We start from the raw sequence: 13577 nt of genomic DNA, 5'->3' as shown, positions 1-13577 counted from the left end.
ATGATTCAGGCAAGTTCGATCCAGTGCTGCGCACGGGCAACCTCCATGAATTGCTCGATGTCGTCACCGAGCTCGGGCACGCCGGGGAATTGTTCGTCGAGCGCCTTGATGATCGCCGCAACATCGCGCTCGCCGTCAATCAAACCACCAATCAACGCGGCACTTTCATTGAGCTTAATCATGCCTTCCGGGTACAGCAGCACATGGCCTTTCTGTGCCGGTTCGTACTGGAAGCGATAGCCGGGACGCCAGGTCGGGGTCTTGCTGCGATCGAAACTCATAAGGTGATTCCTTTGTGCCAGACCCGTTCTGCGGTCACGCTGTGATACGGCGGGCGTTTGAGTTCGTAAGCCATGCTCATGGCATCGAGCATGCTCCAAAGAATGTCCAGTTTGAACTGGAGAATTTCCAGCATGCGCTCCTGGCCTTCCCGGGTTTGGTAATGCTCAAGGGTGATCGCCAGACCGTGCTCGACATCGCGCCGCGCCTGGCCCAGGCGAGTGCGGAAATACTCGTAGCCGGCCGGGTCGATCCACGGGTAGTGCTGGGGCCAGCTGTCCAGGCGCGACTGGTGGATCTGCGGTGCGAACAGTTCGGTCAACGAGCTGCTGGCGGCTTCCTGCCAACTGGCGCGGCGGGCGAAATTGACGTAGGCATCGACGGCAAAACGCACGCCCGGCAGCACCAGTTCCTGGGAACGCAGTTGGTCCGGGTCGAGGCCAACGGCTTGGCCCAGGCGCAACCAGGCTTCGATACCGCCGTCTTCACCGGGCGCGCCGTCGTGGTCGAGCAGGCGCTGAATCCACTCGCGACGGATCTCGCGGTCCGGGCAGTTGGCCAGAATCGCCGCATCCTTCAGGGGGATGTTCACCTGATAGTAGAAACGGTTGGCGACCCAACCCTGGATCTGCTCACGGGTCGCCCGGCCTTCGTACATCGCCACGTGATAAGGGTGATAGATGTGATAGTAGGCGCCCTTGGCACGCAGGGCCGCCTCGAATTCGGCGGGGGACATCGGGGTGTCAGTCATTTCGGTTCTCCGGTGTGCAACCGTTGAAATCTTTGGTGTCTGGTCGGACGTCATCGCTGGCAAGCCAGCTCCCACAGGTATCGCGTGCCCCTGTGGGAGCTGGCTTGCCAGTGATAGGGCGTCAGCTACAACACAATACTCATGCCGTCATACGCCACTTCAACATTGCGCCGATCCAGCTCCGCGCGCTGCGGCGAATCTTCATCAAGAATCGGATTGGTGTTGTTGATGTGGATAAGCACTTTGCGCGGTTGGGGCAGTTGCTCAAAGACTTCGAGCATGCCGCCAGGGCCGTTCTGCGCCAGGTGGCCCATCTCCCGACCGGTGCGGGTGCCGACACCGCGGCGCTGCATTTCATCGTCGTCCCACAACGTGCCGTCCACCAGCAGGCAGTCGCTACCGGCCATGATCTCCAGCAGCGAGGCATCGACCTTGCCCAGTCCCGGTGCATAGAACAGCTTGCCGCCGGTGTTCAGGTCTTCGACGATCAGGCCGATGTTGTCGCCCGGATGCGGGTCGAATCGATGCGGGGAATAGGGCGGCGCGGCGCTGCGCAGGGGCAGCGGGGTGAAACGCAGGTTCGGGCAGGCCGGCACGCTGAAGCTCTGGTCGAGTTCGATGCGGTTCCAGGTCAGCCCGCCATTCCAGTGGTTGAGCATGGTGAACAGCGGAAAACCGCTGCTCAGGTCTTCGTGGACCATGTCGGTACACCAGACCTGATGCGGGCAACCTTCACGCAACATGAGCAGGCCGGTGGTGTGGTCGATCTGGCTGTCCATCAGGATGATCGCGCTGATTCCGGTATCGCGCAGGGCGCGGCCCGGTTGCATCGGGGCGAAGCTCTGAAGCTGGGCGCGGATGTCCGGGGAGGTGTTGCACAGCACCCAGTTCACGCCGTCATCGGAAATCGCGATGGACGATTGCGTCCGCGCCTTGGCCCGCAGGCTGCCGTCGCGAAAACCTGCGCAGTTCACGCAGTTGCAGTTCCACTGGGGGAAACCACCGCCGGCAGCGGAACCTAGAATCTGGACAAACATGGGCGCTCCATCATTTCAACGCTGAAAATAAAACGCCTCGGATATCCGAGGCGTTGTGCTGCTCATCTGCCAAGGCAGAGATTAGCGGCTTGCGAAGTACATGGTGACTTCAAAGCCGATACGCAGGTCGGTGTAAGCCGGTTTGGTCCAGGCCATAAATTGAACTCCTTCAGGTAGGGTGGGACAGCGCTATCTATAGGTATAGTCCACCTCAAGTCAGAGATGTTCCAAATAGTTAGGCTGCTATGTTACTCAAAATTTCAAAGAGATTGCCCGTGAAACTTTGAGAAAGCTCATTGCAGCCCCGGTAATGATCATTTTGTCGCTTGCCAGGGCGCGCCCGGTGCACGGCTGTTGGCCAGGCAGCGCCAGCCCCCCGCCGCCTGATTCAAACGTTGTGCGGCGGCCAGCAAACTGGCCCGGTCGATCAGCAGAATGGCCTCTGGCAATTGCGCCAGATAATCCGACGAGCGGCCCGCCAACTTGCCCTGCCAAAGCAATTCCGCAGCCAGGGCAGTGGGCAACGCCGCGCTGGAAAACTGCTCGGCCAATGTCTGGCGCTGATTGATGAAGGCGTTGTCGTCGATGGCGTTGATCAGCTCCGGCAATCCGCTGAAGAATTGCTCGATGTGCTGCAACAGGTCCATCGGCGCTACGCCCGGTGATTGCACGCCGAACAGCAGCCCGGTTTGCCCGTGAATCTGGCGCAGCGCACTGAACACCGCATAACCCAACTGCAACTCCACCCGCAGGCGCTGGTAGAACGGTGTCTGACAGACGTGTGCCAGCAAACGCCACGCGGCTTCGTCGGCCAATTCGTCGGGTGCTGCAGGGCAGAACAGCAGGATCGCGTGCTCGCTCGAGTCTGTATCGACAGCGCTCCACAAGCGCTGCGACTGCATCGAAGGTGGCGGGGTCAGCTGAGTGTCCGGCGTGCCGGGGATGCGGCTCAAGGCCAGGCCCATGGCCGCTTGAGTCTGGGTGGATAGGCCAATCGCCAGACCGTCCCAGCGTGCATTCGACCAGAGTTGCTGCAGGTCGTCGGTATTCGCGGTGTGCTCAAGGCAGTGATCGGGCAAAGCCTTGAGCAACTGTCGAATCGGTATCAGTGCAACGCTCGGCGGTTCTGATTGTGAGACCACGGCGTCAGGCTTTGTCAGCGCTTTCAGCGCGTGCTCCAGGACCTTGGGCATCGGCTCCTGTAAACCGGTCATCTTCAGTAGCCATTCATTGCCCGAGGCGCTGAAGGAACAGTCCACGCCCGCTTGACGCGCGTCTTCGCATAGCGCATGCAGGCTATTTTCCAGCCGCGCTTGAAGCCGGTTGCCGGGTGTTGATTCCAGGCGCCAGCGTAGATAAATCGCGCCATCAACGCCGTTGTCGGGCAAGGCCTGGCTGAATTGCATCGGTGAACGTTCGCGACGGCTGCGCGAGCGCTCCTGGGCAAAGGTGCGCAAGCCGCGGTGGGCGCTGGTCTGGCCGCGAATCAATCCGGCGTTGGGCGCTGGATTTTCGCTGGTCAGGAACGGGTTCGGTGCGGGCAGCCGCCATGGACCGCTGAAGTTATCCACAGCACCGATCTGTTTGAGGATTTGCTTAAGGGCCACGACACCGGTATCGGATAACCCGACATCGCGTTGTTCGCTGTCCAGTCGGGCTAATTGCAAAGCAGGGCTGACGTGTTGCTGGCGCTGGAGCAGGGCGGCGTATTCTTCTCGCAACCTGCTCCAGTCTTGCCGGGCGAAGAACCCCAACCAATCCGTTAGGCGTTCGCGAATGCCGGTTACTGGAGATTGGGCTGGCAATGTGAATTGGATGTGCAGCAAGGCTTGTCCGGCGAATTGATACAACATTTCTGCCTTGAGCTTTTCCGCCCGTTCGTGCTCGCGCAAATCCGCCAGCAAACCGCCCGGTTTCTCGGCATTGAGCCAATGGCACAGGAATTCCAAGGCTTCACGGGATGAGTCGGGCAGCGCTTCGAGGGCAAACAGCAAATCCAGCCGACGTTCACCAGCCTGTTGATAACTTGGATTTAAAGTCGTCGTCAGCGGCACGGGGAGTTGTTGCGGGACTTTTTCACCTTGGGCGATGGCATTGCCAAATGCTTCGGCCATCACCCGCAGCTCATCCAGACTTTGCGGCCCGGTCAGGCTCAAGGTCATTTGTCCGGTCTGGTAATACCGCTGATGGAAGTCCTGCAATGCCTGCTGAAACTCCGGTTGCTCAAGCGGCAGGCTATCGCGATTGCCGGCGTGGAAACCCCGCAGCGGATGACGCTCGGACAGCCCCTCGAACAACGCCAACTGCTGTTGCGCCGCCGGATCCTGCGACCACGCGACAAATTCCGCGTGCAGCACCTCCCGTTCCCGCTGCTGATCGTCCAGATTCATACGCGGGTGGGCGAGCATGTCTGACAGACGCTCCAGACCACCGGCGAACGCCAAGGGGGACAATTCAAAAAAATAATCCGTGGTGCGCTCGCTGGTCCGCGCATTCACTTGGCCGCCATGGCTCTGTACGTAGGCCATCAGCCCCTGGCCCGCAGGAAAACGCTCAGTCCCGAGAAACAACAAGTGCTCAAGAAAATGCGCCAGGCCGGGCCACGCCAGCGGCACGTCGTGACTGCCCGCAGCGACCCTTAACGCCGCCGCGCAACGCTTCAAATTCGGGCCATGACGAAGCGTCACCCGCAAGCCATTGGCCAGGGTTTCAGTGTGGGGGCGAGGGTGATTCAGCGCGGGCATGGGCACTTCCAGAACAGTGAAGTGCCCATGCTAGCGGATAACAGGGGATCAGCGCTTGTTCAGGTCGCCGTAAAGCTCGGGGCGACGGTCGAGCAGGTAGCGGTTGGCGGAGCGCGAGTCGCTCATCAACTGACGGTCCAGTTCACCGACGATCAGCGCTTCATCAAGACCCGCCTGGGCGATGCGGCTGCCATCCGGCGCGGCGATGCTGCTTTGGCCGCAGTAATGGATGTCGCCCTCATGCCCGCAGTAATTGGCGTACGCCACATAGCACTGGTTTTCGAAGGCGCGGGCGCGGACCGTGACGTCGGCGATGAAATCAAAAGGAATCATATTCGCCGTCGGCACCAGAATCAGTTCGGCACCGTCGAGCGCCAGGCGTCGGGCGTTTTCCGGAAACTCCAGGTCGTAGCAGATCAGGAAACCGAGCTTCCAGCCGTTAAGTTCAACCACCGGGAAATCGTTGGCGCCGGCGCTGAACATCGAACGATCGAGATCGCCGAACAAGTGCGTCTTGCGGTAGTTGCAGACGCGCTCGCCGGTGGCGTCGATCAGTTGCACGGCGTTGTAGATTTGCCCGTCCTCGGTGCGCTCGGGATAGCCATACAAAATGGCGATCCCGGCAGACTTGGCAATGCGCGCGATCTGTTGCGCCGACTCACCGTTGTACACCTCCGCCAGCACGCTGACGGCATCGACGCCGATGTTGTAGCCAGTCAGGAACATCTCCGGCAGCACCAGCAAATCGGCACCTTTGGCTTCCAGTGCAAGCTGATGCAGGCGTTGCAGATTGCCGGCGACATCCAAAGGCAACGGTGGACATTGGTAAAGGGCTACGCGCATTTCGGATTCCTCTTACTCGGGCAGGGCGATCGGTCCGATCTCGTTGAACACATCTCCTGGACCCGGATTCTCGGCGTGAGTTGCACCGCCGAAGTGTTTCATGATCCCCCACACCGCGTTGAGCGAAGTCTGCACCGCGCCTTCAACCCAGGCTGGGGTCCACGAAACGTCGTCGCCAGCGATGAAGATTCCGCGCTGTTCGGCTGGCATGTCGTCCTGCATGAAGTGCGCGTACATGCGCTGGTTGTAGCGGTAATGGCCGGGCAGGGCACCCTTGAAGGCACCGAGGAAGTGCGGGTCGGCTTCCCACGAAACAGTGATCGGGTCGCCGATGATTCGTGCGGCGATGTCGACTTTCGGGTAGATCTTTTTCAACGCATCCAGCGCCAGCTTCACGCGTTTTTCCACCGGGTGCGGGAGCATTTTCAGCGCGTCGCTCATCCATGAGTACGACAGGCAAATCACCCCCGGCTTGTCGTCGCCGTTGTCGAACAAGTAAGTGCCGCGGGTCAGGCGATCGGTGAGGGTCATGCTCATCAGGTCGCGGCCGGTTTCCGGGTCTTTGTCCTTCCAGAACGGGCGGTCAACCATCACGAAGGTTTTCGACGACTGCATGTAGCGGGTGCGGTCCAAAGCCATCCACATCTTTTGCGAGAACAGGGTTTCGTCGCATTCGATCTGGGTGGTCAGCAGCCAGCTCTGACAGGTGGTCAGCACGGCGGCGTATTCGCGGGTGTCACCGTTGTTGTCGGTGACCGCAAAACGCCCGTCCGGCGCGTGGGCGATTTTCTTCACGCCGGAACGAGGCGCACCGCTGTGCAACGACTTCAGGCTAGTACCTTGCGGCCAGTGCACGCAGCGTTCCGGGACATGGCGCCAGATGCCCTGAGGCACTTGTTCCACGCCACCGACCACCAAGTGCTGGTGATCGTCGCAGTTGGTCATCACCACGCGGAAGATTTCCAGCATCGAGTTGGGGAAGTCCGAGTCCCAGCCCCCGGTCCCGAAACCGACCTGGCCGAACACTTCGCGGTGATGGAACGACAGCTTGGCGAAGGCTTCGGAGGTGGCAACGAAATCGTAGAAAGTGCGGTCGTCCCACAGCGGTACAAGGGTGTTCCACAGCTCTTTTAGGCGCGGAACGTCGCGATCGCGGATGGCCTGCTGGATGTCAGCGAATTGCGAGCCGGCTTCCAGGGCGTCGGCCCAGGCGTCGGCGACTTCCTGGAACAGTGCAGGAAGATCCGCCAGTTTCTGTGCGTAATGAGTCTTGCCTTCCAGATCGATGACGGTGCTGCCGGAGGCCGGGGTCAACGGGTTGGGGAAGGGTTTGGTTTCGAGGTTCAACTTGTCGACATAGTGATAGAACGCGGTGGACGAAACCGGAAAGCGCATGCCGCCGAGCTCGGCGACGATGCCGTCGGTGCCGTTGAAGGCCTGGGAGCGCAAGCGACCGCCCAACTTCGACGCCTCATAGACCACGGGCTTGAGGCCAAGCTTCATCAATTCGTAAGCGGCCACCAGCCCTGCAATACCGGCGCCGACAATCGCCACTTCGGCACCGTGATGGTGCTCGGGAATGCTGCCCAGGCCGGCCGGGTGTTCGATCCAGTCGTCGAAAGCGAAAGGAAAGTCCGGGCCGAAAATGGTGACTGGTTTTTTACCGTCTGCAGGATGGCGATTGTTCTTGTTCATGGCTGACCTTGCTGGCGACCCGACGCGGAATGCGCATCTGAGTATAGGAAAAGATGCCAGCCATTCTAGAGAGCACAGAACACGTTAATAAGACGCAAAGTGTCGTCGTTTTGCCAGTATTAAGATCAATATGACGAACAAAACACATAAACTGACAATGGGGGGCCCTGTAGGAGCAAGCTTGCTCGCGACGGCCTCAGCCCAGACAACCCTGAAGCCATGCACAAATAATCAAACCGGCTGTCCCCGATCAATCTTGCTACTCAAGATGATCGACGTCGTGGTCTTCTCCACCCCATCCACACTGCCAATCTGATCCAGCAACTGATCCAGCTGTTCCGGCGAATCGGTGCGTAACCACGCCACATAATCGAATTCACCACTCACCGCACACAATTGCTGCACCTGCGCCATCGCGCTCAGCCGTCGCAACACTTCTTTGCCTGAGCGCGGCTGCACGGTAATCCCGACATACGCTTGCAACCCGCCATCCACCACACGTTGCCCGAGACGCACGCCATAACCGGTAATCACCTTGGCCTTTTCCAGCCGCGCCAGGCGTGAGGTGACGGTGGTGCGGGCGATGCCCAGTTGCCGGGCCAGCATGGCCACGCTTTCGCGGGCGTTGATTTGCAGGGCCGCGATCAACTGGCGATCGATTTCATCGAGAACGGGTGGGCGAGTGTCAGGCAAAGAAGTGTCTCCAGCGGCATGAATCGATGCGCAAGCATGTTACAGGCAGTTAATGCACGACGCTCGCGAGTAAGGGCTGAGGCTTTTTGTCGGGCGAAAAAGTGTGCGTGGAAATCGGCTAGGATTGAGGCAGTCGAGGGCGCGAGGCGAAGGACATGACAACCAAGCTACCGACCGCAGTACGCGAACGCGCATTGCAGATCGCCCATCACGAAATGGGCCACTACGTCGTGGCCCGCGCCCTGGGTTTTGCCACGGGCGGCGTCACCCTGACGGTGACCATGGACTTGCGCCACCAGGGCGGAGCCTGCATTACGCTGGTGCGGCCAATTTCATCGCTGGGCGCCATGAAAGAACATCTCGAAGCCCGGATGATGGTGCTCCTGGCGGGCGCGATGGCGCAGACACTCCCATCAAAACCTTCAGCCCCGAAACGCGTCGACAAGCCCAAAGCCACAGCCATCCTCAAAGGCGAGCAGGGGGCGGAACAGGACTACGCAAAAATCAGAGAGCTGCAGCATCTGCTGCGCAACATCGTCTATCCCGAAACCGCCCCGGCGTCGTCTGAGCGAATAGCGGCGCAGCTAAAAGCCATGACGGATCAGGTGTGGGGTCGGACGCAGAAAATCATAGAGGATCAAGCCGAAACGATTGCCGGGTTGGCCGTGGCGTTGGTCGACGGCATGGCTATCGTGGAGCAGTGGGGGCGGGCGGCGGATACGTATGAAGTTGTGTTCACCGGGCCGATGCTGGAGCGGATGCGGGCGGTGCGGGATATTCGTTTGGTAGGTGTTGGGGCTGACGGTGTCGAGGAGACCGTTCAGTTCTGGAAATAATGAAGGGCTCAAGAGGTCGACTCTATCAGTCCCAAAAAGGGAACGATCAGTCCCTTTTTGGGAATCTTCACCTTTGCCGTGATTATGCGTTCGTCGAGTCCGCGTCTTTTCTCGCTTGAGCGGGTCGCTGATCCAGCACTTTCGCCACATCATCAATCACGGCCTTGCTCATGGCCGTCAGGTAATGCGCCGCCCAGGCGTGGCGGTCAGTGTCTTTGGCGTAGGCGGCATCCATGGTCAACCCCTTGGCGAGGTACAACAGATCGGAAGCCTGAGCTAATGCATCAGCCAGCGGAACGCCCCGACTGACGTGGAACAGCGCCTGGTTCTTGCAGTAGATGAAGGGGGTGAAGCCGATGGTTTTTTGTTCTGAAGGTAAGGGCGGATTGGTTTTACTCATGGGGTAACTCCTGGTTATTCAGGGAACCGCCACTTTCGTTTCCAAGCGAATGGGTGGCAGCTGAGCGCAGGTTGGAAAACCGGGAACCAGAGAAACCGGCACGCTCGAAAGCGTCCCACGCACAGCTGCCATGACACAGAGTTGCAGCGATAAAAACGGCTGCAGTCTTGATTGGGCACTGTTGCGCTACGGTTCGACGGGTTTCCAAGCCCGATCACTGAATGGTCAGCGACGTCCAGAGACTATCCCGTCAAAGAAAAGCGCAACAAGGCGGCAAAGTGCCCAAATAGAAGATTCAGAGTTTGCCTACAAGGTCCTACGGCGTCATCCGATAAAGCGAGACCTTAAGTAAACAAAACCAAACGCCAGACACGAAAAAGCCGCGCATTGCGCGGCTTTCATGTTTGGTGGGCCCACACGGACTTGAACCGTGGACCAAAGGATTATGAGTCCTCTGCTCTAACCAACTGAGCTATAGGCCCTCAGTAGGTCGCGGATTATAGCGACGGTTTCGCGGCTGTGCTATCCGAAAAATCCAATACGGTTGTACGAAGAAACGTCGCGGCAAATTCGTCGGGGGGTAGGGGCAGGCTGACGATGTAGCCCTGGATTTGTTCACAGCCCTCGGTGGCGAGGAATTGCTGTTGTGCCTGGGTCTCTACCCCTTCGGCGATCACGGTGAATTGCATGCTGCGCCCGAGGGCGATGATGGCGCGAACGATCGCTGCATCGTGGGGATCGTCGGGCAGGCCACGGACGAAGGATTGGTCGATTTTGAGGATGTCCAGCGGTAGGCGTTTGAGGTAGCTCAGTGACGAGTAGCCCGTACCGAAGTCGTCGATGGCCAGTTGCACGCCCAGGTGCTTGAGTTGGTGCAGCACGGCCAGCGCTTCTTCCGCCTGGCTCATGATGAAGTTTTCGGTGATCTCCAGTTGCAGCAGGTCGGGTTTGAGGCGGTAGTCCCTGAGCAGTTGTTCGATGCGCCCGAGCAGGTTTGGCTGGCGCAATTGTGCGCCGGCGAGGTTGACCGACAGGGGGCCAAGGCCTTCGTAGGATTTGTTCCACTCGTGCATTTGCCGGCAGGCGGTCTCCAGCACCCAGTCGCCGATCTGCAGGATCATGCCGTTCTCTTCGGCCAGGGAGATGAAGTGCTCCGGTGGCACGTCGCCAAAGGTCGGGTGGCGCCAGCGAATCAACGCTTCGGCGCCTACCAGGCGATAGTCGTCGAGGCTGATCTTTGGCTGGTAGTAGAGGTGCAGTTCGTTGCGTTCGATGGCGCGGCGCAGTTCGTGTTCAAGGGCGATGCGTTCGCTGGCCTGGGCGGTGAGGTCGCGGGTGTAGCTTTCGACGCGGTTGCGGCCCTTGGCCTTGGAGCGATACATCGCCGCGTCAGCGTTCTTGATCAGTGTGGCCACGTCGCAGCCGTCCTGTGGATAAAGGCTGGTGCCGATGCTGGAGCTGATGAAGAACTCGTGTTCACCCGCCTGGAACGGCGCGGTAAAGCAATTGAGCAGCTTGGTGGCAATGTTGTCGGCATCGCTGGGTTGCTGCAGGCCGGGCAGCAGGATGATGAATTCGTCGCCGCCCAGGCGCGCCACGGTGTCGATATCGCGCAACTGTTCCTTGAGGCGAACCGCAATGCCCTTGAGCAGTAGGTCGCCGACCGGGTGGCCGAGGCTGTCGTTGATGTGTTTGAAACGGTCGAGGTCGAGGAACAGCACGGCACCTTGGCCGCCATTTTCTTTCTGTGTGTTGAGCGCGGTCAGCAGGCGGCTTTCGAACAGCGTGCGGTTGGGCAGGCCGGTCAGCGGGTCGTGGTGGGCCTGGTAGTCGAGCTTGGCCTGGGCGTGCTTGAGGCTGGAAATATCGGCGAACACCGCCACGAAGTGGGTGATGAATCTGTCGCGGTTGCGCACGGCGCTGATGGTCAGCCAGCTCGGGTAGAGCTCACCGTTTTTGCGCCGGTTGGAAATCTCCCCTTGCCAGTGACCTTCGGCGGTCAATTGGTGCCACATCGCGGCGTAAAACGCGCTGTCATGCAGGCCCGAGGCGAGCAGGCGCGGAGTGTGACCCAGCGCTTCGCTTTCGCTGTAACCGGTGATCTCGGTGAACGCCCGGTTGACCGCGCTGATGTGCTGCTGGGTGTCAGTGATCAACACGCCTTCGGCGGTGCTCTCGAATACGGTAGCGGCCTGTTGCAGTTTTTCCTGCATCAGGTGGCGCTCGGTGATGTCGCGAGCGATGGTCAACATGCAGTCCTCGTCACCGATCGGCAACGGACGGCTGGACACTTCGCAGAGGCGGATCTGCCCGTCGCTGCGGCGGATATGGCAACTGAAGTCGCGGACGAAACCGTCGCGGTGCAACAGGTCGAGCATCTGTTTGCGTTCGTTGAGGTTGACCCAGATCCCGAGATCCAGGGCCGAGCGATCGACCGACATCGCGCTGTTGAACCCGGTAATGCGACTGAAGCCTTCGTTGACCTCAATCAGCAGGCCGTCGCTCTGGCGCGACAGCAACAAACCGTCCGGAGAGGCGTGGAATGCCTTGGCGAATTTCTCTTCGGACGTTTGCAGTTGCTGTTGGGTTTCCTTGAGTTGGGTGATGTCGCGCACGACCACCACCAGCGCCGGGGTTGTATCGAGGTCGAACGGTTCGGCGGAGATCAGGCCGGTAAACACCTGGCCATTGCTGCGGCGAAAGGGCATTTCCAGGTTGCGGATGCTGCCGGCCTGCAAGCGCTGCAGCAAACCCGGGCCCACGCCGGGAATGCCCCAGATGTTGAGATTGGTGGCGGTCTGGCCGATGACGTCTTCGGCACGCAAGCCGATCTGCTCCTCGAAGGCTTCGTTGACTTCCAGCAGGCAGCCATCGGACAGTCGTGCGATCACCAGAATGTCCGGGCATTGCTGGAACACCGAGGCAAACTTTTGCTCCGACAGCCGCAGCGCTTCTTCGGTGCGCTTGGCCTCGCTGATGTCGATCATCAGCCCGCGCATCACCGGCTCGTGACCGTGTTCAATCAAACTGACGATGTCACGCACCCACAGGCAGCGCCCATCCGCCGTGATCACTCGGTAATCGAGGCTGTGATCGCGCCCGGCCAAGACTTCGTGGTCACAAAAGCTTTGTGCGCGGATGAGGTCGGCGGGGTGAATGATGTTGCGCCAGAAGCCCGGGATCAGCCAATGGGACAGGGGATAGCCCAGCAGATCTTCGGCGTGGGGCGACACATAGCTGTAGGTGAAGTCGCTCATCCGCGCTTCCCAGGCGATGGCTGAAAGGCTCTCCACCAGGCCGCGATAGTGATATTCGCTGCTGCGCAGTTCCTGTTCCAGGTCGACCCGCCGGGCAATTTCCGAACTCAGTCTGCGGTTGATCCGGATCACCACGGCCAGCACGGTGATCAGTAGCAATAAGCCCGGCAGGCCATAGAGCAGCAGGTCGGACCAGAACGTGCGGTGGTCGAGAACGTTGCCAACCCATTGCTCCTGGATGCTGTTGATTTCGGCGGGGGTCATGTCGGCCAGGACTTTGTCGAGAATGCCGACCAGCATTTTGTTGTCTCGCGGTACGCCCATGGCCAGTTGGTAGCGATAGGGTGTCTCGCCACTGACGTAGAGCCCGTCGAGCTTGAGTTGCCGCAGGCTCCAGACGCTGGAGGCAAGGTCGCCCACTACGGCGTCCACTTCATCGGTGGCCAGTGCCTGCAGGGCCGAGCTGACATTGGGCATGGCCACCAGGTTCAGGTCGGGATGGTGAGTGCGCAACAGTTCGTGGGGCGCATAGTTTTCCACCACGGCGATTTTCAGGCCGTACAGGTCGTCGAGCTTGCGTGGCTGGGCACCGCCGACGTGGGCCAGGATAACAATCGGAAAGTCCAGATAGGGGCGGGTAAACGACAGAAAAGCCTGGCGTTCCGGGGTCGACATGACGCCCGGCAGCAGATCGAGTTGCCCTTGCTTGGCCTGCTCCAGCACAACGGTCCAACTGACCGGTTCGATAGGCGTCAGTTTGACGGCCAGGCGCTGGCGGATCACGTTGATATAGTCCGCCGCAAGGCCCTGATAGCGCCCCTCATCGTCGCGGAACTCAAAAGGGGGCCAAGACGCATCGACACCCAGGCGCAAGTCCGGGTGGTCCGCAAGCCAGCTGCGTTCTTCGTCGGTAAGAGTCAGCGCGCCAGCCGTTGCGGTCCAGGTCATCAGCGACAGTAAAAAAAGCACGGTCGACAGTCTGGGCATAACGGTCTCGTTATGGCTCGGGGAATGTTTCGAGTGTAGACGGGCTACGGGGGGG

11 protein-coding genes and 1 tRNA gene are annotated in these 13577 nt (G+C 60.0%); 1 reads left to right on the top strand and 11 read right to left on the bottom strand.

Going from position 1 to position 13577, the window contains the following annotated elements; genetic code table 11:
• Positions 1-5: 5 nt before the first annotated feature.
• From pqqD to M5G20_RS08590, 8 genes are all read right to left on the bottom strand, one after another.
• Positions 6-281 carry a pyrroloquinoline quinone biosynthesis peptide chaperone PqqD gene (gene pqqD, locus M5G20_RS08625; protein ID WP_075946176.1) on the bottom strand — a complete coding sequence of 92 codons (276 nt, stop codon included), beginning with the start codon at positions 279-281 and terminating at the stop codon, positions 6-8.
• Positions 278-1030, bottom strand: coding sequence for a pyrroloquinoline-quinone synthase PqqC (pqqC, locus tag M5G20_RS08620; RefSeq protein WP_273918785.1), 753 nt, complete (start codon positions 1028-1030; stop codon positions 278-280). The genes pqqD and pqqC overlap by 4 nt, the downstream gene beginning before the upstream one ends.
• A 125-nt stretch (positions 1031-1155) precedes the next feature.
• The gene (pqqB, locus tag M5G20_RS08615; protein ID WP_273918784.1) at positions 1156-2067 is read right to left on the bottom strand and encodes a pyrroloquinoline quinone biosynthesis protein PqqB; all 912 of its coding nucleotides are present in this window, start codon (positions 2065-2067) and stop codon (positions 1156-1158) included.
• 81 nt (positions 2068-2148) lie between these two features.
• On the bottom strand, positions 2149-2223 hold the full coding sequence (pqqA, locus tag M5G20_RS08610) for a pyrroloquinoline quinone precursor peptide PqqA (RefSeq protein WP_003444522.1): 75 nt from the start codon (positions 2221-2223) through the stop codon (positions 2149-2151).
• 158 nt (positions 2224-2381) lie between these two features.
• Positions 2382-4811 carry a pyrroloquinoline quinone biosynthesis protein PqqF gene (pqqF, locus tag M5G20_RS08605; RefSeq protein ID WP_273918783.1) on the bottom strand — a complete coding sequence of 810 codons (2430 nt, stop codon included), beginning with the start codon at positions 4809-4811 and terminating at the stop codon, positions 2382-2384.
• A gap of 48 nt (positions 4812-4859) precedes the next feature.
• A complete protein-coding gene (locus M5G20_RS08600) occupies positions 4860-5654 on the bottom strand; it encodes a carbon-nitrogen hydrolase family protein (protein ID WP_273918782.1) in 795 nt (264 codons plus the stop codon).
• Positions 5655-5666: 12 nt separating this feature from the next.
• The gene (locus tag M5G20_RS08595) at positions 5667-7349 is read right to left on the bottom strand and encodes a flavin monoamine oxidase family protein (RefSeq protein WP_075946171.1); all 1683 of its coding nucleotides are present in this window, start codon (positions 7347-7349) and stop codon (positions 5667-5669) included.
• 231 nt (positions 7350-7580) lie between these two features.
• A complete protein-coding gene (locus M5G20_RS08590; RefSeq protein WP_007980298.1) occupies positions 7581-8042 on the bottom strand; it encodes an Lrp/AsnC family transcriptional regulator in 462 nt (153 codons plus the stop codon).
• Between the two features lie 155 nt (positions 8043-8197).
• On the opposite strand from M5G20_RS08590, the gene M5G20_RS08585 reads away from it, so the two are divergent.
• A complete protein-coding gene (locus M5G20_RS08585) occupies positions 8198-8878 on the top strand; it encodes a peptidase M41 (protein ID WP_273918781.1) in 681 nt (226 codons plus the stop codon).
• Between the two features lie 82 nt (positions 8879-8960).
• On the opposite strand, the gene M5G20_RS08580 is transcribed toward M5G20_RS08585, so the two are convergent.
• The 3 genes from M5G20_RS08580 to M5G20_RS08570 all read right to left on the bottom strand — a co-directional run bounded on the left by M5G20_RS08580 (position 8961) and on the right by M5G20_RS08570 (position 13522).
• Positions 8961-9278, bottom strand: a complete 318-nt coding sequence (locus tag M5G20_RS08580; protein ID WP_273918780.1) for a DUF3077 domain-containing protein — start codon at positions 9276-9278, stop codon at positions 8961-8963.
• Between the two features lie 405 nt (positions 9279-9683).
• Positions 9684-9760, bottom strand: a tRNA-Ile gene (locus tag M5G20_RS08575).
• 15 nt (positions 9761-9775) lie between these two features.
• Positions 9776-13522 (bottom strand): bifunctional diguanylate cyclase/phosphodiesterase, encoded by a 3747-nt coding sequence (locus tag M5G20_RS08570; RefSeq protein ID WP_273918779.1) that lies wholly within the window; start codon positions 13520-13522, stop codon positions 9776-9778.
• Positions 13523-13577: the final 55 nt, after the last annotated feature.

The organism is Pseudomonas sp. TNT2022 ID1044 (assembly GCF_028656895.1).
Taxonomy (GTDB): Bacteria; Pseudomonadota; Gammaproteobacteria; order Pseudomonadales; family Pseudomonadaceae; genus Aquipseudomonas; species Aquipseudomonas reinekei.
Note: the sequence above shows the minus strand (reverse complement) of the source record. Positions and strands in the feature narration are given on the sequence as shown.

Coding starts and splice junctions, on each gene's coding strand:
- M5G20_RS08570 (WP_273918779.1), bottom strand. CDS start 13,522: ATGCCCAGACTGTCGACCGTGCTTTTTTTACTGTCGCTGATGACCTGG.
- M5G20_RS08600 (WP_273918782.1), bottom strand. CDS start 5,654: ATGCGCGTAGCCCTTTACCAATGTCCACCGTTGCCTTTGGATGTCGCC.
- pqqC (WP_273918785.1), bottom strand. CDS start 1,030: ATGACTGACACCCCGATGTCCCCCGCCGAATTCGAGGCGGCCCTGCGT.
- pqqB (WP_273918784.1), bottom strand. CDS start 2,067: ATGTTTGTCCAGATTCTAGGTTCCGCTGCCGGCGGTGGTTTCCCCCAG.
- pqqF (WP_273918783.1), bottom strand. CDS start 4,811: ATGCCCGCGCTGAATCACCCTCGCCCCCACACTGAAACCCTGGCCAAT.
- M5G20_RS08580 (WP_273918780.1), bottom strand. CDS start 9,278: ATGAGTAAAACCAATCCGCCCTTACCTTCAGAACAAAAAACCATCGGC.
- M5G20_RS08595 (WP_075946171.1), bottom strand. CDS start 7,349: ATGAACAAGAACAATCGCCATCCTGCAGACGGTAAAAAACCAGTCACC.
- M5G20_RS08585 (WP_273918781.1), top strand. CDS start 8,198: ATGACAACCAAGCTACCGACCGCAGTACGCGAACGCGCATTGCAGATC.
- pqqD (WP_075946176.1), bottom strand. CDS start 281: ATGAGTTTCGATCGCAGCAAGACCCCGACCTGGCGTCCCGGCTATCGC.